We start from the raw sequence: 20329 nt of genomic DNA on the forward strand, positions 1-20329 counted from the left end.
TTTGAACAAAATATATTTTAGTTTGACTATTTATCAAGTGACGTCTAGATCATACACAGACTTGGTTTAACCTCGTCTGCGCATACTCGTGAATACATTGATTTACAAGCGCAGAGTTCTAGAACATAGCTCAATTTTAAAATCATGCTTTTAAGATTCAGTTGATACTTTAGACTTAAAAATGCTTCGAATCAGCACATACATAAATGGGATAAACAGCAACACCAAAACTGTTCCAAAGATCACACCACCCAGTACACTTACGCCAATTTCTTGGCGGCTTGCAGCGCCTGCACCGAAAGCAAGCACTAAAGGGATTACCCCAGCACCAAATGCCAATGAAGTCATCAAAATTGGACGTAAACGTAGTCCTGCACCTTCGAGTGCTGCTGCAACCGCTGTTTTGCCTTTTTCTTGCGCCAATGCTGCAAATTCGACGATGAGAATGGCATTTTTACACGACAGACCAATTGTCGTCAGCAAAGCGATCTGAAAGTAAATGTCATTAGGGAACCCTGCCAATTGACTAAAAATAATATTTCCTCCAATCCCTAAAGGAATCGCAGCAATCACAGCCGTTGGAATAGACCAGCTTTCATATAATGCAGCCAAACATAGAAAAATGAATCCAATTGAGATTAAGTACAGTAACCATGCTTGGCTACTGGATTTCTGTTCTTCAAATGATAAACCACTCCAAGCGACATCAATACCCTGTTGTTGGCTAATCAACTTCTGAATATCATTCATTGCCTGACCAGAACTGGTATGCGGCGCGGTATTGGCTTCCATTTGCAAGGCTGTATAGCCTTGGAAGCGGTTCACGACATCAGGTCCACCTTCCCAAGCAATGGTCGAAAAATTACTGAATGGAATCATTTGATTTTGTGCATTACGAACAGTCCATACCTCTAAATCTTCAGGTTTTGAGCGGAACTCAGCATCACCCTGCATCATGACACGTTTAATACGACCACGATCTATAAAGTCATTCACATAAGAACCACCCCATGCAGCTGACAAGGTACTATTAATCGCTGTTTGACTTAAACCATTTGCCAATGCCCGTTTTTGATCAATATGAATTTTTAACTTGGATTTGTCTGGATTTGACTTCTTATCTAAATTTTCAAAAGTTAGGAATTGTTTCGCTTGAGTTTGTAAAACATTAAACTGCTGATCAAGGTATTTCCGCCCTTGACCATTCACATCCTGAATCCAAAACTCTAAACTATCACTATCACCCAAACCATTGACAGAAGCAGGCAAACTCACTGTAATCCGAGCATTTGGATTCTTGTTAAAATACTTTACTGCACGCTCACGAATCGCTTGTGCAGAATTTTCTGAACCAGAACGATCATCCCAATGTTTGAGCGCAACGAAACCTGTACCTAGGTTTTGTCCTGTACCAGAGAAATTACGACCATAACGAATCAGAACAATATCGACATTTTGCTTTTCTTTTTCCAAAAAGTATTTGCGTATATTTTCACCAACCACCTGACTACTCGACATCGGTGCACCATCTGCTAAACGGAACTGTACACTGAGCATTCCTTGGTCTTCACTTGGAATAAAGCTGGTGGGTAAAGCGCGATAAAAAAGTGCAAAAACGACAGTTAAACCGAAAAATAATGTCAAAATCACCCATTTTAAATTCAAAGTTTTTTGAATAAGTTTGATATAACGCTGTTTTAAGTTTTCAAGTTTGGTGTTAAACCAAGTTGCCCAACGCATAGGTTGAGGATTAGGTTTTAAAATAATTGCACATAATGCAGGTGTCAGTACCAATGCAACCACCAATGACAATGCCATTGCTGCAACCAATGTGATTGAAAACTGCCGGTAAATTACACCAGTCGACCCAGTAAAAAATGCCATTGGAATAAATACAGCAGTCAATACGACTGTGATCCCAATCAAAGCACCGGTCATTTCTTGCATTGATTCAATAGAAGCTTGCTTTGCGGTTAAGCCCTGTTCATGCATCAAGCGCTCTACATTTTCAACGACAACGATGGCATCATCCACCAGCAAGCCGATTGCCAACACTAAAGCAAACAAGGTCAGTGTATTAATACTCATTCCCAGTGCAAACAGTACTGCAAACGTCCCTAAAATAACGATCGGTACGGTAATGGTTGGAATGAGTGTGGCACGCCAACTTTGTAGGAAAATAAACATCACCAAAACAACCAAAACGATCGCTTCAAACAATGTTTTAACAACTTCTTTTATCGACTCTTGAACAAACGGTGTGTTATCTCGTGGATAAACAATCTTATAACCTTGTGGGAGCTTTTCAGAAATCTTGGCTAATTCTGCTTTAATCAATGCCGATGTCGCTAAGGCGTTGGCACCCGAAGATAAAGAGATGCCCATCCCTGATGATGGATAGCCATTGATGGTATTAAATGATTGATAGTTTTCTGCACCCAATTCAACGCGTGCAACATCTTTCAAATAAACATAGCTTCCATCAGTATTGGATTTCACAATAATATTTTTAAATTCTTCTACAGTTCTTAAACGAGAGCCTGCGGCACTGCTGTCCCATAGTTTGCTTTAAATAAAAAAACCTGAGTCCTAACAGTTAAAATATGAGTGCAAACAAACACTTTAACGACCAGGATTCAGGTTTTGTCACATCAGAATACCGTATTTCATGAGCTAATTAAACCTGTTGTGCGACAGGATTTTGAACAACTTGCTAAAGTACACCATGTTGGACAGAAATTTAGAGCGGCTTCCCGGTGGGATCAGTTTATTGCCATATTGATGTCTCAATTCTCTTGTAGGCAAAGTCTGAGAGATATTCAATCCAATTTGGAGTGCCAACAGGAAAAGCTGAGTCATCTCGGAGCAAAGTCTATTCCCCGAAGCACGCTGGCACGAATCAATGAGCAGCAGCCTGCTGCCTTGTATCAACAGCTATTTTACAAGTTGCTTAAATACTATGAACACTCAAAAGTAGCTCATAAATTTCGCTTTAAGAATCCCTTGTATTCCTTGGATGCCAGTCATATTGACCTGTCGCTTTCTTTATGTGAATGGGCCAAAGTTCACGACTCAAAAGCCAGCATGAAACTCAGTATAGGATTGAATCACAGCAATGATATTCCTGAGTTTGTTGCAGTTGAAAATGGCAAAGAAAATGACATGGTACAAGGCCGCAAATTCCAGTTTCCTGCTGGCAGCATTGTAGTTTTTGATAAAGGCTATGTCGATTACCAATGGTATGCAAATCTGACTGCTCAAAACATTGGATTTGTCACACGTTTTAGGCCTAAATCTGTGTATCAGGTGATCCAGCAACATCCAGTGCTTGAATCCAAAGGTATTCTAAAAGATGAAACCATTCAGCTGAATAGCGCACATGCCCTAAAAAGAAAAGCCCCAGTGTTAAGAAGAATTGAATATAGAGATCAGCAAAGTGGCAAGCACTTTAGCTTTCTCAGCAATAACTTTCATTTAGCCGCCTCCACCATTGCGGCGATTTATAAAGATCGTTGGAAAGTTGAGCTGTTCTTTAAGGCGATTAAGCAGAATCTCAAATTAAAAGCGTTTCTAGGCCGCAGCAGGAACGCAATTCAGACACAAATCTGGATTGCGATGATCGCCTATTTATTGGTGAGTTTCGCTCGACATTTAGGAAAAACAGGTTGGACAGTTCAACGTTTACTCAGAATAATTCAAGTGAATTTGTTTGAAAGAAGAACTTTAAAAGCTTTATTTTCACCCGATAAAATACCCATAAAACAAGAGGAAGCTCAAATGAGCTTCCTCTTGTGAAAAATTGTGGGACAGCAATGGAGCCTGCGGTCACTTTTGCATTTAAATATTGATCTGAAGCAACGGGCAAATCGCCAACACCACCTGCAGCAACCTGTGTATTCTGAGCTTCAATTGCGCTACGAATATCGCTTGGCATCAGCTGATACTGTCGCAGTAAATTTGGATTAAGCCAGTTTCGCATTGCGTATTGCGAACCGAATACATCCACTTCTCCAACGCCTTCTATACGAGACAATTCTTGTTCTATATGCGTGGAAAGATAATCTCCTAATTCAATATTATTGCTTTTACCAGTTTCATCATACAAACCCACCACCATAAATGTATCGCCCAGTGATTTATTCACTGTTACACCTTGACGTTGCACAACATCTGGTAATCTGTTCAGCACCCCATTAATACTGTTTTGTACTTGAACCTGGGCAGTATCTGGATCAGTCCCATTTTCAAAGCTAATACTGATTCGAGCACGTCCAGACGAATCACTGCTTGAACTGAAATATAAAAGGTGATCAATACCTTTAATTTGCTGCTCTAAAACCTGTGTGACACTTTCTTCAACAGTTTCAGCGTCTGCACCAGTATAAGTTGTTGACACTGTAATCCGTGGTGGAGCAATATCTGGATAACGCTCAATCGGCAAATTAAGAACCGAAAAAACGCCTAAAGCCATAACGATAATCGCAAGGACACAGGCAAAAATAGGACGTTTAATAAAAAATTTAGAGAGCATTAGTTTTGCTTCAGTGCCAAATGATTGTGGTTAAGATCGTGCTGAACATTAAATTCCGTTTATATTGATATTCTGTGACTTAGATCGAAAACTCAAGAAAAAATAACAGAAATCCGAATGATCAGCTTGAATATGAAGAAACTGTGGAGATCACCTAATCGTATACAGTCCATCGCCATAAATAATTGCTTCAATCCCCTGTTTATTTCATCACTATGTCAATTTAACCACATAAACTGTAATCGATTTCTACACAATAATTTGAGTGAAAAATGAATAAAAAAGTATGGCTGATCAGCAGCAGCATGATATTTTTAACTGCTTGCAATGATGATAAAACAAATATTGTTACAACACCTGATTATAAAGAGCCTAAGATTATTATTGTTGGGCATCGCGGCGCAAGTGCTTTACGTCCAGAACACACACTTGAAAGTTATCAAAAAGCGATTGACGATGGTGCAGATTTTATTGAACCTGATCTCGTCTCAACCAAAGATGGTATTTTAGTCGCACGTCATGAAAATGAAATTGGCGGTACCACCAATGTCAGCACCTTGGCTCAATTTGCAGATCGCAAAAAAACTAAAATTATTGATGGGGTCTCTTTAACAGGTTGGTTTACTGAAGACTTCAATGCAAGTGAATTAAATTTGATTAAAGCACGTGAAAGAATTCCAGCATTACGCCCAAACAATACGCAATATAATGATCAATTTAATATTCCTACCCTTGAACAGATTATCGAACTTGCAGAAAAAAACTACAAAAAAACAGGAAAAATTATTGGCTTGTATATCGAAACCAAACATCCAACTTATTTTCAAAAGCTCAATTTAAGTATGGAAGATCCTGTATTGAAAACTTTAGCGAAATATCAATACACACGCGAAATTGCCCCAATTTATTTACAATCTTTTGAAGTCAGTAATCTCAAATACTTTAAAGAACAATTAACACTTTACAAGACATTAAAGCATGCCAAAATTATTCAGCTCTATGATGACAAAAAAGCAAGCCCAGCAGATTATGTTGCGCAAGGCCTGAAAACAACTTATGGCGATATGGCAACAGCACAAGGTTTAAAAACAGTCTCAACCTATGCCGATGGCGTAGGTCCATGGAAACCTTATATCTTTAATGATAGCTATACTGCACCATCTTCTTTTGTTGCAGATGCGCATGCAGTTAACTTAAAAGTGCATCCTTATACTTTCCGACCTGAAAATAACTTTTTGGCAGCAAATTTAAAATGTAGTAGCGCAGAAGCAGATGCTGCAAAACGTTGTGAAACAGGTGCCAACAAAGAATATGAAATGTATTTTAAAGCTGGAGTTGATGGACTATTTACAGATGACCCTGGTTTGGGACGTAAAGCACTAGATGCCTACAGGAAAGAAAATCCTATTCTAAAATAACACTTTAAGATTCAACTAAAATAAAGCAATCGCTTCAATCGCTTGCTTTATTTTTTCTAAACTGAGCATTTTTTGCTTAAAATTAATACCCATTTAAGTTTAAAATAATACACTTGTTCAAAAATATAGCAGCTTTGATTTATGAGTGATTATTCTCCATTTAAGGGTACAACAGGTTTTAAACGCATTCTTAATGCTACGGGTTATTCTTTAGCGGGTTTTAAAGCTGCTTATCAAAATGAAGCTGCTTTTCGTCAGATCGTTTGGATTAATCTAATATTAATCCCAATTACGTTTTTTCTTAATGTGAGCTCAGTTGAACAAGCCTTGATGATTGGGGTATGTTTACTGGCAATCATTGTAGAATTGTTTAATTCAGCACTTGAAGCTGTGGTTGACCGAGTATCTTTAGAACGCCACCCGCTTTCCAAGAATGCAAAAGACATGGGAAGTGCGGCTCAATTTGTAGCGCAATCCATTATTTTCTTTACTTGGGTGATTATTCTTTTTAGGTAATTTTTAAACCTTTATATAAAAATAAAGCATTCTCGATATGTATGTTTGATCAACACCCAAATACCATTATTGATTTAAGCAGACAACTAAACTCTACTATTTTTATAAATCATCAGTATCTATTTTTATTTCACCAATAAATTCAAACCTCATTCTCATTCAAAACCTCACCCTGATCATAAAAAAATCCCCGCACAATGGCGGGGATTTTTTTATGATCTGAGATCAGAATGATTTACATCATTCCGCCCATACCACCCATTCCGCCCATATCAGGCATAGCAGGTTTATCTTCAGGAATATCTGTGATCATACATTCAGTTGTTAACATTAAACCAGCAACAGAAGCAGCATGTTCAAGTGCAGAACGTGTTACTTTTGCAGGATCAAGGATACCCATTTCTAACATGTCGCCATATTGTGAAGTCGCAGCATTGTAACCAAAGTTACCTTCACCATTTTTCACAGCATTGATCACAACCGAAGGCTCATCACCTGCGTTAGAAACGATTTGACGAAGTGGTGCTTCAATCGCACGACGAAGGATATTTACACCTACAGTTTGGTCATCATTTGCACCAACAACACCGTCTAGCGCTTTAGCAGCACGGACAAGCGCAACACCACCACCTGCAACAACACCTTCTTCAACCGCAGCACGAGTTGCATGAAGTGCATCGTCTACACGGTCTTTTTTCTCTTTCATTTCAACTTCTGTTGCAGCACCGATTTTGATTACAGCAACACCGCCTGCTAATTTAGCAACACGCTCTTGTAGTTTCTCTTTATCGTATTCAGAAGTTGATTCTTCGATTTGTGCACGGATTTGAGTAACACGTTCAGCAATTTGATTTGCATCACCAGCACCGTCTACGATCACTGTATTTTCTTTAGATACTGTGATTTTGTGCGCAGTACCTAAATCTTGAAGAGAAGCTTGCTCTAACGACATACCCACTTCTTCAGAAATTACAGTAGCGCCAGTCAAGATCGCAATATCTTGAAGCATTGCTTTACGACGGTCACCAAAACCAGGTGCTTTAACAGCACACACTTTGATGATGCCACGCATGTTGTTCACAACAAGTGTTGCAAGTGCTTCACCTTCAACATCTTCAGCAATGATAAGAAGTGGCTTACCTGTTTTCGCAACAGCTTCTAAAACTGTAATCAATTCACGGATGTTGCTGATTTTTTTATCAACAAGAAGGATGAATGGATTTTCGAGTTCAGCTGTCAAAGTATCTTGTTTGTTTGCAAAATACGGGCTGATATAACCACGGTCAAATTGCATACCTTCTACAACGTCAAGTGCGTCTTCGAATCCTGAACCTTCTTCAACTGTGATTACGCCTTCTTTACCAACACGCTCCATCGCCTGTGCAATTAATTTACCCACAGTTTCGTCAGAGTTTGCAGAAATCGAACCAACTTGTTCAATCGCTTTGGTATCAGAAGCTGGTTTAGCCGTTGCTTTGATATTTTCAACAACAGCTTTAACAGCAAGATCAATACCGCGTTTTAAATCCATTGGGTTCATACCTGCAGTTACAGATTTGATCCCTTCATTTAAAATTGCTTGAGCAAGTACAGTTGCTGTTGTAGTACCATCACCCGCGATATCATTGGTTTTTGAAGAAACTTCACGAACCAATTGCGCACCCATGTTTTCGAATTTGTCTTTCAACGAAATTTCTTTTGCAACAGTTACACCATCTTTGGTGATGTGTGGTGAACCAAAAGAACGATCAATAACAACGTTACGACCTTTAGGACCTAAAGTTACTTTAACTGCATCTGCAAGTACATTTACGCCCGCAATCATTTTTGAACGAGCTGAATCACCAAATTTTACGTCTTTAGCTGACATGCTTAACTCCAATAATCTTTATTCTTTAACCATCTAATTTAAAAGTGGATGAGGCATATTGTTTTTAATTGATCAAAAACAACACACCATCTCGGTCTGAATTAACCTTCAAGTACCGCTAAAATGTCAGATTCTTTCATAATTAAAAGTTCTTCACCGCTTACTTTTACAGTTGTACCTGCATAAGTACCGAACAATACTTTATCACCAACTTTAACGTCTAATGCACGCACACCATTGTCAGTGATTTGACCATTTCCTACAGCAATGATTTCACCTTGTGCTGGTTTTTCAGCTGCAGAACCTGGAAGTAAAATACCGCCAGCAGTTTTTGTTTCCTCTTCAACACGACGAATAACTACGCGATCATGTAATGGACGAATGTTGCTCATATAAAACTCCATAGACATCGTCTAAATGTCATTGATTACTCAGGGAAGATGACTTCTTATTCCTAGGTCATCGACAAAATATTTGTATGTCACATTTGTGGGGATGGAAATAAACGCTTCAAGGGGAAAATTAAAAAAAATTTATCTAATTTGTATTTTTTTTATTCGTTCACGTCAGATTGTCAAAAAATTCAACCGATTTTTTCATTATTGAGCAATAAATTCTTGTAATTGTTCATCAAAAAAATAGTGTTGAAATGTACCGTTTTCATGAATCACATTAAAACTATTTGGGATTTTTTTATGCAAACGACGAGACACAGCAGTACCTGCATGCACTTCATATACAGGATGAGATAAATTTAAAGTAAATGCTTGATTTAAATCATAGACTGCAACGAGATGTAAATGACCGTGCAATAAAGCATAGAGCTGATGCTGCCCCCATTCCTTGATTGCAAATTGTCCTAAAGCCGGACAATCTTTTAAATGATGATCTTCATTCGAAGTATAAAAAGGTTGATGACTGACAATAATTTTTAATTTATTGTCTGGCGCATCCATCAACAATTGATTGACACTTTCTATCTGTTCAAATGAGATATGCCCGCGTGTATGATAGCGACGGCGAATACTATTCATACCAATCAAATAAAAATGCTGAGTCAACAATGTCCGCTCTAAACTGCCAAAAAATAATTGATACAGACCAAAAGGTCGAAATGCCCTGTTCCATACATGATAAAGCGGAATATCATGATTACCTGGGACAACAAAATATGGTGTTTTTAAAGATTCTAAAAATTGCTTACACGCATAAAACTCTTTAAATTTAGCACGTTGAGTCAGATCTCCACTCACCACTACAACTTCTGGTTGATGCTGTGCACAAAACCGCTGAATCGCCTGTATACATGCTTGACGCTCTGTTCCAAAATGCAGATCAGATAGATGTAGCAGCATGCGCAGGTACCATAATATTTAAAGCATTTTTCTCTACATGTAAGTTCAAAGGTGTATCCATTGACACAATTTCTCCATCAATCGCAACCGTTAGTTTAGGCTTTTTCGAATACACAATCACTTTATCTGCACCAAAGCTATACACATCTGATGCTTTTTCTAATTTTCCTCGAATGGTCTGAAATAGTGTTTTAAATAAAGTGACCTTATCCCCTTTTGCGATCACTACCCCTGCGATCTCACCTACTTCAGCACATTTGGAAATTCGTAAATTTAATTCTTTAAGTTGTAGTTGATTATTTCCAAAAAAGATTAAAGGCGTTTTGACTGGATATTTTTGTCCATCCACCTTAATTTCGAGTTTGAGTTCTTTGCGGTCTCGAATCAGTACATCCAAGCCTGAAGTATATGCATTTAAAGCAAAACGTCCAAAACGCCGATTGTAATCCTCTCTTTTTTTGATGAATAACGGATACAAACCTAAACTGGCATTGTTTAAATAAATTTGATCATTGATACATGCGATGTGGGATGCACGTGGTTCTCCTGTCGCAATAACATGAGCTGCCTCAAGCAGATTCAATGGAATATTCAAGGCACGTGCTACATAATTAAATGTGCCTAATGGCAAAATACCCATCGGAATATTTTGATGAAGCATTTGCGATGCAACAGCATTCAACGTACCATCACCACCTGCCGCAACAATAACCCCGGGTTTTGAATATTGTGCATGTCGTTGATAGATTTTTTTCATTAAGGTCTGAATATCGCCTTCTGTACTGATATCAAAAACCTGTATTTCAAAACCATGTGTGGTCCAGATGGTCATGAGTTTTTCGTAAACCTCATCTTTGTGATTTGCATGAAAACCTGATTTTTCATTGTAAATCATCGAAAGAGGCTTTAAATCTGTATCCATAAGTTTGATTATTGTGAAGTATTTGCTCTAATTTCGTCGATTTTCTAAGCAAATAAAAGCACCTTTATGTAAAATTCGAATTATACCCATTTATTAAATCAATAATAATTTTTTACAGCTTCTTATTTTCAAGTTATTGTTAATTATTATTATTTACAATAAAAATATTACTCATTGCTTTATTAAATAGTGTTAAATATCAACCAATAATTCCGCTTAAACACTAAAAATCAATCACTTACACCACCCCTTGGGTTAAGCATCTTTTAAGCCTTTAGTCTTATTTTTTTTATGAATATATGTTTTAATACGTCCACTTTTTTTCTTACTTAAATTTGAATGTTGTACCACTTCATTCAGGTTGTTATTTGTACACAAAATTGTACATATTTTAGATAGGCCTCACCATGACCCAAGTGAACGCACCAGAATTCGTTCGTCATCCTAAGCTCATTGCCTGGGTTGAAGAAATTGCTAAATTGACTAAACCTGCAAAAATTGAATGGTGTGACGGAAGCGAAGAAGAGAATCAACGTTATATCGACTTGATGATCGCTAACGGCACTATGCAAGCATTGAACCAAGAAAAACATCCTGGTTCTTATTTAGCGAATTCTGATCCGTCTGACGTAGCTCGTGTTGAAGGTCGTACATTCATCTGTTCTGAAAAACAAGAAGATGCTGGTGCGACTAACAACTGGGAAGCTCCTGCTGAAATGCGTGCTCGTCTTAACGGTTTGTTTGATGGCGCAATGAAAGGCCGCACAATGTATGTGGTTCCATTCTCAATGGGTCCATTAGGTTCTCACATTGCACACATCGGTATTGAAATTACTGATTCTCCTTATGTTGCTGTAAGTATGCGTAAAATGGCTCGTATGGGTAAAGCTGTTTATGACGTACTTGGCACAGATGGTGACTTTATTCCTTGCGTACATACAGTAGGTGCGCCTCTTGCAGAAGGTCAAAAAGATGTTGCTTGGCCTTGCAACCCAGAAAAATACATCGTGCATTATCCAGAAACACGTGAAATCTGGTCTTATGGTTCAGGTTACGGCGGTAATGCATTATTAGGTAAAAAATGTCTTGCTTTACGTATCGCATCTTCTATGGGTCGTCAACAAGGTTGGTTAGCTGAACATATGCTTATCCTTGGTGTGACAAATCCTCAAGGTGAAAAACACTATATCGCAGCAGCGTTCCCTTCTGCATGTGGTAAAACCAACTTTGCGATGCTTATTCCACCAGCAGGTTATGAAGGTTGGAAGATTGAAACTGTAGGTGATGATATTGCTTGGATTAAACCAGGTGAAGATGGTCGCTTATATGCAATCAACCCAGAAGCTGGTTTCTTTGGTGTAGCACCAGGAACAAATACCAAAACCAATCCAAACTGTATGGCAACACTTCACAAAGATGTGATTTATACCAACGTTGCGGTGACTGACAATGGCGAAGTTTGGTGGGAAGGCTTAACAAAAGAAGCACCTGCAAACTTAACCAACTGGAAAGGTCAACCACATGTTGCTGGTGAAAAAGCAGCTCATCCAAATGCACGTTTCACTGTAGCAGCGGGTCAATGCCCTTCTATTGATGCTGATTGGGAAAATCCAGCTGGTGTTCCAATCTCTGCATTCATCTTCGGTGGACGTCGTGCGGATACAGTACCTTTAATCTCAGAAGCATTCGACTGGGTAGATGGTGTATATAAAGCAGCAACAATGGGTTCTGAAACAACTGCTGCGGCAGTAGGTCAACAAGGTGTTGTTCGCCGTGATCCATTTGCGATGTTGCCATTTGCTGGTTACAACATGGCGGATTACTTCGCTCATTGGTTAGAACTGGGTGAAGAAGTAGGTGCAAAAGCAAAAGCTGCTGGCAACAAATTACCAGGTATTTACAACGTAAACTGGTTCCGTCGTGATGCTGAAGGCAACTTTGTATGGCCTGGTTTCGGTCAAAACATGCGTGTGCTTGAGTGGATCATTGACCGTTGTGAAGGTCGTGCAGATGCAGTTGAAACACCGATTGGCTTAGTTCCAACATTTGAGCAATTGAACTGGACAGGTTCTGACTTTACTAAAGCGCAATTTGATCTTGTAACATCTCAAGATAAAGATCAATGGATCAAAGAGATTGAAAGTCATACTGAATTGTTTAACAAGTTAGGTGACCGTTTACCTGCAGCACTTAAAAATCGTCAAAACGAGCTTTTAGAGGCTGTAAAAAAATCAGCTTAATTTAAATTAAGCATTCAAGAGACCGCTTTCGAGCGGTCTTTTTGCATTCAATCTATAATCATTGTGATGGATTAAAGGATTCAAGTAGTATGCTCTTTTAATTTCGAGTCACTATCGCATGCAACTCAAAAACAATTTAAACGGAATAACCGATTAAAATAAAGGCATTTGTATTCTAAATGTAATATTTTGCGTTAAATCCACAATATGATATTTTTGCAATACAAAAAATCCATATTTCCTCTATAATTAAAAAATTCATTTCTTTATTTTTTTATTCTTTCCCATGATTGAAAATATTATCTATACAGCGAAAGTCATTAGAACTAAATTTGTCTCTGACAAGAAATACCTTACAAAAAGATTTATTAATAAATTAGGTTACACACCTGACTTTGATAAACCGGAAAGTTTTAATGAAAAAGTAACTGCGCGCATGATCTATGAAAGAGCGCCTCTGCATACAAAACTGGCTGACAAGTTGACAGTGAGAGAAATTATTTCAGATAAAATTTGTTGCTCACATTTTGTACCTTTACTTGGTGTATACAAATGCTTTAGCGAAATTGAGTTTAATAAACTCCCATCTAAATTTGTTTTAAAGTGCAATCATGATAGCGGTAGCGCAATCGTGTGCCATGATAAAAGTCAATTTGATATTAAAAATGCAGAACTAAAATTAAAGCATCATTTAAAACAAAATATGTATTTTAAAAAAAGAGAATGGCATTATAAAAATATTACACCGTTGATTCTGGCTGAAGAGTTTGTTGAATTATGGACAGATCCAAATAGCCAGTTAACGATTACCACCAGTCGAGTACATTGTTTCGAAGGTCAACCCAGATATATTGAAGTCGATGTTCAAGATAGTCAAGGCATTGATTATTCAAATATTTATGATACCGATTGGGTCCTACAACCCTTTACAGTTGACTTAAAGAATAATAGCCCCTTAGGCTTAGCTCAACCGAAAAGTTTAAGCAAAATGCTGCAACTTTCTCAAGACCTTTGCTTTAAACATGGTTATAGTCGTATCGACTTTTTATTGGCTGGAGATGATGTTTTTTTCAGTGAAATCACGTTGACACCAAATGCAGGACGGATGGTGATTACACCAAGTGAATGGGATTTCAAGTTAGGCGCCCTCTGGAAAAGTTATTGATTTTTTTATTAAAAAATATAGTGAATCAATCCAGCAAGTAAAAGAGTTTAACGTTGACTTGTTGGATTGTTTTTTTGGGTTTCCTCAATGGAAAGTGAACAATAAAAACCATGAGTTTTCCGCTTCATTTGTAATCACAAGCTTTTTCACTTCACATTAATATTTTTATAAATGATAGTGTTATAAATAAAAATACATAAACTTAAATGTATAGTATTAAAAAATATTGCTGCCATATGATGCGTATATCCAAATAAGACACAGACTTATTTATTTGTTTTAATTCCTATACAAATATCATAAATCTAATAACTATCCTTTTCTTTATTTGGTTATTTATCTAAAAAAACCACAATCAATTTAATTTCACTTGCATTTAATAAATATATTATATAGATTTTCTAAACAATATGAACAATAAGTGATGGTTAAAAAAATTCCATCAATCGTAAAACAATACTTCTAAATCGGATCAAGTCGGATCGCTTGATCTTCCAAAAATAAACAAAGGAGTTGTTACCGTGAATAGCTTAATCCACAACAAATGGAAGATTTTGATTCTGTTGTTTCTAGCCAATACGATGAATTTTTTTGATCGTACAATTCCAGCCGTGGTCATTGAATCAATCAGATTAGAATATAGTCTAAATGACAAACAATTAGGAATGCTTGCTGCTGCATTTTCCTTAGTCTATGCCATTGCTGGCTTATATTTTGGAAAACTTGCAGACCGCAACTCAAGAAAAAAAATTATCGGTATAGGTTTAATCGCATGGAGTGGCTTTACCGCCATGAATGCACTTGCATGGAGTTATATCTCTTTTTTCATGGCTCGTGTAGGTGTTGGTGTCGGTGAGGCAAGTTATGCACCTGCTGCGAACTCTTTAATTGGAGATTTATTTCCACCTCAGCATCGCGCCAAAGCAATAGGTATTTTTATGCTCGGCTTACCAGTGGGAATGGTACTCGCTTTCTTCACCGTTGGTGGGATTGCACAAGCATTTAACAGTTGGCGTGCACCTTTTATCGTTGCGGCTGTACCTGGTCTGATCTTAGCCATCTGTTTTTTCTTTATTCGAGAACCTGCACGAGGCGCAGCAGAAGCTGAAAACTATCAAGCCAAAACTTCAAAGCAAAACAGTTTAGGAAGCCTTTTAAAAATCAAAACGCTACGTTGGATTATTCTTTCTGGCATTATGCAAAATCTTGCGATTGCTGCTGGCATCGCATTTCTAGTGCCGTTGTTCCTACGTTATTTTGGTTTAACCTTAATCCAAGGCTCATTACTTGCAGGATGTATTATCGGGATAACAGGTTTAATCGGCTTAACACTTGGCGGTGTCATTGCAGACAAGATTTATCAAAAATCTAAAAAGGGTCGTTTATTGTTCGGAGCACTGTGTTTATTGATCTCGGCGATTATGATTGGATTAAGTCTAATGCTGAAAAGCCAAGCTGTGGTTTTATTTACAGTATTGTCTTGTCTCGGTTGGCTTGCAATGTACAACTATTACACAACCGTCTACCCTGCTATTCAAGAAGTTGTTGAACCCAATCAAAGAGCAATGGCTTTTGGTTTATGTCTTGCGATCATGTATGTATTAGGCGGCGCATTTGGTCCACTTCTGGTTGGTGCACTTTCTGATCATTATGCAAATGCCGCAATGACTGTATCAGGTGCAACAGGGATTACGGATCAATTCCGTGCCATCGGTTTACACAAAGCCATGATTATTATTCCAATCACCTTATTACTGAGTGCCGTATTCATTTATATGAGTGCACAAACATTTATGAAAGATGCGCTTACATTGCAGCAGCCAAATGAATCATAAAACACAATGTTCAAGATGAAAGGATTCAGTATTTGAAGTTGGATGGTTATGGTTTGAGGTTTAAAGTTTAATTTTTAAACCTCAATATTCAAATTGAATCTACAAAATACAATAAAGCCAATGCTTGATTCATTGGCTTTATAAATTGCATTATGCAACATCTTTTTGCAATCGACGTTCATGTAACTCAAGCAAGTAGGCATCCAAAAGATCAATGTCATCCTGTTTAAATTCAAGATATAACTTGCTACGGCGACTCAATATATCCTGACTCGTGATTGCCCATTCCTGATCGACTAAATAATCCACTTCTTGCGCATAAAGCCCATGTCCAAAACTTTGTCCAAGCTCATGCACTGAGGAGGAATAATTTAAAAACTTCCATACATAAGTGCCATAAGCATGTGCCCAGCGACTTGCTGTTTCCAAATCAATGCCTTTGATTTTAGTCTGGATCTCCAAGATTAAATCTTCTACTGAGACCAAGTTTTCTGCACCAGGTAATAAAGCATGTGCGGTCCAAGATTGTTGCATTTCAGGGAAAAACTTTTTCAGTTGCTCAAGTGCTGATTCAGCAAGCTTGCGATATGTCGTCAACTTGCCACCAAAAACCGACAATAAAGGTGCTTCACCTGAATGTTGTTGAGAAAGTGCTAAAGTATAATCACGCGTGATTGCTGCTGGGTTATCAGATTCATCATCACACAATGGGCGCACACCTGAAAAAGTGCTGACAATATCATTTTGGCTCAGTTGTGTCTTAAAATGGTCATTGGATACTTTTAAAAGATAATCAATTTCTTGTTGAGTGATTTCAACTTGATTAGGGTCATCATGATATTCACGATCTGTGGTTCCAATCATGGTGTATTGGTTTAAATAAGGGATCGCAAAAACGATTCGCTGATCGTCATTTTGCATAATATAGGCTTTATCACCTGCATAAATTTTTGGCACAATGATATGGCTCCCTTGAACCAAACGAATGCCATAAGGTGATTTTAATTTCAAATCCTGTTGGATAAATTGTGCCACCCAAGGACCTGCAGCATTGACCAATACTTTGGCTTGAACTTGATATATCCCTTGTTCATTTTCAAGTTGGATTGTCCACACAGCATTTTCACGTTGCGCAGCAATACAACGTGTTTGACTAACAATCTTTGCACCCTTTTCCCGTGCCTGCATTGCATTGAGAATCACCAAACGAGAATCATCAACAGCACAATCGGAGTATTCAAAACCACGAGTAATATCTTTATTTAATGGGCTGGTTTCAGGGTTGAATTGGACTAAATTTGATCCTGGCAGTTTTTCTCGTTTGCCCAAATGATCATAAAAAAATAAACCCGTACGGATTAGCCAAGCTGGTCTAAGGTGCGGTTGATGAGGCATGATAAAACGCATTGGACGAATAATATGTGGGGCTTTCGCCAGTAAAACTTCACGCTCTGCCAAAGCTTCACGAACCAAGCGAAATTCCTTATGTTCTAAATAACGTAAACCACCATGAATCAATTTACTACTGGCGGATGAGGTATGACTTGCCAAATCATCTTTTTCACAAAGCAAGACCGATAAACCACGCCCAACTGCATCATTGGCAATTCCAACACCATTAATTCCACCTCCAATCACCACGATGTCATAACAAGTTTGTGGTTCGTTCATTTGCATCATAACATCACCTTTTGATTGAAGAGTTTTAACATATTTTCGTTTATTTTCATTTAAGAAAATAATAGAGACTTTTTTGATCAATGTCTATTCGATAATCAATAGATTTGCAACTGACATTTAAGCTCGTCATTGAATAAAGCCTAAACCACAATCAAATTCACTTCTGCCGCATTGATTTGTTGAATATAAGCTTCAGCAGGCTGTTGATTGGTAAAAAGACGATCAATTTCTCGAAGATGCCCCATGCGCATCATTGCATGACGACCAAATTTACTATCATCTACAGCTAAAAAAATCTGTCGAGCACCCGCAATAATTTCTTGAGAGACTGAAACTTCCTGGAAATCAAAATCCAATAACGTCCCGTCTGCATCAATTCCACTGATGCCAATCACGGCATAATCCACTTTGAATTGTTTAAAAAATTCAGATGTCGCCTGCCCAATGACCCCGCCATCGGGGCGAACTTTGCCACTGGCAATAAGCACTTCAAAATCTTCTTTTACACTTAGAATTTTGGCAACATTTAGATTATTGGTAATAATTTTAAGCCCTCGATGTTGCAATAAAGCGACAGCAATTGCTTCTGTCGTTGTCCCGATATTGATAAATAAAGAAGCATAATCTGGAATAGCTTTTGCCACAGCAACTGCAATACGCTGTTTTGCCTCTGCGTTATGGCTCATGCGTGTACTGTATTCAGTATTGGTCACACTTGAGTCTATCGCAGCACCGCCATGATAACGTCGCAACAATCCAGCATCAGCCAACTGATTAATATCTCTGCGTACAGTTTGCGGTGTCACTGTAAATATCTGCGCAATTTCTTCAATACTGATATATCCCCGTTGTTTAACTAGTTCCAAAATTTGCTGTTGTCGAATCATGAAGTTCATAAATGCAAACCTTATTGTTTTATTTTCGAAAATGAACATTTAAATACATACATAACATAAGTTCTTGTTATTCAGCTAGCTTTGAATCTTAATTCTCAATACTGATCGTTTTTTTATTTGAGTACTTTTTACACATTTGACTCATTTCCACCCAACACTTTATCTGTACTAAAAACAGCCACCCATTAAACTATTTAAAATTAAATAATTGTTTTAAAAAAATTATTCTTTATTTTAGCCATTCTTAAATAATTATTGATCCTGAACATAAAAAAGGCATACGACCAAAGTCTAATAAGGGCAACCTTCATTCTTGCGTATAACGAGCTGTGTAATGATTTGTATCTCTCCGCAGTACTGATTGAAATTCTCTCTTTTTGATTTTTCTGTTTAGATTTTCACCCCAAATGAACCCTAAACAGGCTATGTTTTGCATATTCTTTTGGAGAATTGCCTTGTCCAATTCATCACCTCAGGTTGCTCCTTCGCAACTTGATAGAAAAACTCGTTTCAAATCTATACTTGGTGGCTCAGCTGGTAACCTAGTTGAATGGTATGACTGGTATGTCTATGCCGCATTTACGCTCTACTTTGCACCAGTGTTCTTTCCAGAAGGTAATGAAACAGTCAAGCTTCTCCAAGCTGCTGCTGTTTTTGCTTTAGGTTTTTTAATGCGCCCGATTGGCGCTTGGATTATGGGAATTTATGCCGATCGTAAAGGTCGTAAAGCTGGTTTAACGCTTTCTGTATCCTTGATGTGTGTCGGTTCTTTAATTATCGCTTGTGCACCGTCTTATGATTCTGTCGGTATGCTTGCTCCAGCGCTTCTACTCTTTGCTCGTCTCTTACAGGGCTTAAGTGTCGGTGGTGAATATGGTTCAAGTGCGACATATTTAACTGAAATGGCAGGAAAGAATCATCGCGGTTTCTTCTCTAGTTTCCAATATGTCACCTTGATTTCAGGGCAGTTGTTGGCACTTTGTGTATTGATTATCCTCCAACATACACTTTCAGAAGATGGCTTGCATGCATGGGGATGGCGTATTCCATTCTTTATCGGCGCTTTGTTAGCCATTGTTGTATTCTGGATTCGTCGTGGCTTAGTTGAAACAGAATCAGCTAAACAAGCGCAAGAACATGCCAAAAATGGTGGTGAAAAATCGGGGGCTTTGGCTTTATTTACCAAATACCCTAAACAAGCATTCACAGTGATTATGTTGACCGCAGGTGGAACGCTAGCATTCAACACATTTACCACCTATTTGCAAAAATATTTGGTCAATACCTCTGGCTTTGAAAAGACCACAGCAACAGAAATTACCACGGCAGCGATCTTTGTCTTCATGTTGATTCAACCTGCTGTTGGCGCACTTTCAGATAAAATTGGTCGTAAACCGATTATGATCACCTTTGGTGTTTTAGGTGTTCTATTTACCATCCCTATTTTCAATGGGCTTGGTTCAACCACAGACCCTAAAACTGCATTTTTCTTATGTATGAGTGGCATGGTGATTGTAACTGGCTATACTGCAATTAATGCGGTAGTTAAAGCAGAACTGTTCCCTGCTCACATTCGCGCTCTGGGTGTTGCGTTACCATACGCTTTAGCAAATACAATCTTTGGTGGTACAGCTGAATTAGTGGCATTAAGTTTTAAAAATGCAGGTCACGAAAACTATTTCTTCTACTACATCACGTTTATGATTGGTCTATCTTTAATTACTTATATCTTTATGAAAGATACTAAGAAAAATAGCTTAATCACAGATGATTAATCAAAATCCAAAAGTAGCTTAGATGGGTTAAAACAGCTTTCTTATGAAAATTAGAAAGCTGTTTTGATTTGAACAATTCAATCATCGAGAAAATCACAAAGCTATGGCATACTAAAAATAATTCAA

Annotated in this window: 13 protein-coding genes and 2 pseudogenes; 7 read left to right on the forward strand and 8 right to left on the reverse strand. The window is 37.9% G+C overall.

The features are described 5' to 3' along the window. Positions 1–150: 150 nt before the first annotated feature. Positions 151–2544: pseudogene (locus TOL5_RS16125) on the reverse strand (efflux RND transporter permease subunit); the annotation flags it as partial. 99 nt (positions 2545–2643) lie between these two features. Between TOL5_RS16125 and TOL5_RS16130 the strand changes: the two are divergent. Then, positions 2644–3795 carry an IS4-like element ISAbe18 family transposase gene (locus tag TOL5_RS16130; RefSeq protein WP_005176703.1) on the forward strand — a complete coding sequence of 384 codons (1152 nt, stop codon included), beginning with the start codon at positions 2644–2646 and terminating at the stop codon, positions 3793–3795. A 19-nt stretch (positions 3796–3814) separates the two neighbouring features. Here the strand turns inward: TOL5_RS16130 and TOL5_RS16135 are convergent. Then, positions 3815–4531: pseudogene (locus tag TOL5_RS16135) on the reverse strand (efflux RND transporter permease subunit); the annotation flags it as partial. A 272-nt stretch (positions 4532–4803) separates the two neighbouring features. Between TOL5_RS16135 and TOL5_RS16140 the strand changes: the two are divergent. Next, complete coding sequence (locus TOL5_RS16140) at positions 4804–5949, forward strand: glycerophosphodiester phosphodiesterase (protein WP_121775835.1); 1146 nt, start codon at positions 4804–4806, stop codon at positions 5947–5949. Positions 5950–6090: 141 nt separating this feature from the next. Next, complete coding sequence (locus TOL5_RS16145) at positions 6091–6465, forward strand: diacylglycerol kinase (RefSeq protein ID WP_005030695.1); 375 nt, start codon at positions 6091–6093, stop codon at positions 6463–6465. A 235-nt stretch (positions 6466–6700) separates the two neighbouring features. On the opposite strand, the gene groL is transcribed toward TOL5_RS16145, so the two are convergent. The 4 genes from groL to TOL5_RS16165 all read right to left on the reverse strand — a co-directional run bounded on the left by groL (position 6701) and on the right by TOL5_RS16165 (position 10612). Further along, positions 6701–8335: a chaperonin GroEL gene (groL, locus tag TOL5_RS16150; RefSeq protein ID WP_121774095.1), complete on the reverse strand. Its 1635-nt coding sequence runs from the start codon at positions 8333–8335 to the stop codon at positions 6701–6703. 101 nt (positions 8336–8436) lie between these two features. Next, positions 8437–8727: a co-chaperone GroES gene (locus TOL5_RS16155; RefSeq protein WP_004828341.1), complete on the reverse strand. Its 291-nt coding sequence runs from the start codon at positions 8725–8727 to the stop codon at positions 8437–8439. Positions 8728–8934: 207 nt separating this feature from the next. Next, a complete protein-coding gene (locus TOL5_RS16160; RefSeq protein ID WP_005030697.1) occupies positions 8935–9690 on the reverse strand; it encodes a metallophosphoesterase family protein in 756 nt (251 codons plus the stop codon). Further along, positions 9671–10612 carry a diacylglycerol/lipid kinase family protein gene (locus TOL5_RS16165; protein WP_151780973.1) on the reverse strand — a complete coding sequence of 314 codons (942 nt, stop codon included), beginning with the start codon at positions 10610–10612 and terminating at the stop codon, positions 9671–9673. Before TOL5_RS16165 ends, TOL5_RS16160 begins: the two co-directional genes overlap by 20 nt. A gap of 407 nt (positions 10613–11019) precedes the next feature. Between TOL5_RS16165 and TOL5_RS16170 the strand changes: the two genes are divergently transcribed. The 3 genes from TOL5_RS16170 (at position 11020) to TOL5_RS16180 (ending at position 15852) form a co-directional block, all read left to right on the forward strand. After that, positions 11020–12852: a phosphoenolpyruvate carboxykinase (GTP) gene (locus TOL5_RS16170; protein WP_004828335.1), complete on the forward strand. Its 1833-nt coding sequence runs from the start codon at positions 11020–11022 to the stop codon at positions 12850–12852. A 286-nt stretch (positions 12853–13138) separates the two neighbouring features. Next, positions 13139–14017 carry an ATP-grasp fold amidoligase family protein gene (locus TOL5_RS16175; protein WP_004828334.1) on the forward strand — a complete coding sequence of 293 codons (879 nt, stop codon included), beginning with the start codon at positions 13139–13141 and terminating at the stop codon, positions 14015–14017. 521 nt (positions 14018–14538) lie between these two features. Further along, entirely contained in the window at positions 14539–15852 is a 1314-nt protein-coding gene (locus TOL5_RS16180) for a spinster family MFS transporter (RefSeq protein ID WP_005030703.1), read from the forward strand. Between the two features lie 150 nt (positions 15853–16002). Here TOL5_RS16180 and glpD read toward each other — a convergent pair whose 3' ends face one another. Both glpD and TOL5_RS16190 read right to left on the reverse strand, forming a co-directional pair. Then, positions 16003–17532 (reverse strand): glycerol-3-phosphate dehydrogenase, encoded by a 1530-nt coding sequence (gene glpD, locus TOL5_RS16185; protein ID WP_042089411.1) that lies wholly within the window; start codon positions 17530–17532, stop codon positions 16003–16005. 140 nt (positions 17533–17672) lie between these two features. Continuing rightward, complete coding sequence (locus tag TOL5_RS16190) at positions 17673–18428, reverse strand: DeoR/GlpR family DNA-binding transcription regulator (protein ID WP_005030709.1); 756 nt, start codon at positions 18426–18428, stop codon at positions 17673–17675. Between the two features lie 455 nt (positions 18429–18883). Here TOL5_RS16190 and TOL5_RS16195 point away from each other — a divergent pair, with 455 nt between their 5' ends. Beyond that, on the forward strand, positions 18884–20203 hold the full coding sequence (locus TOL5_RS16195; RefSeq protein WP_221260505.1) for an MFS transporter: 1320 nt from the start codon (positions 18884–18886) through the stop codon (positions 20201–20203). The last annotated feature ends 126 nt before the right edge of the window (positions 20204–20329 follow it).

This window comes from Acinetobacter sp. Tol 5, assembly GCF_019702905.1.
Classification (GTDB): domain Bacteria; phylum Pseudomonadota; class Gammaproteobacteria; order Pseudomonadales; family Moraxellaceae; genus Acinetobacter; species Acinetobacter bereziniae.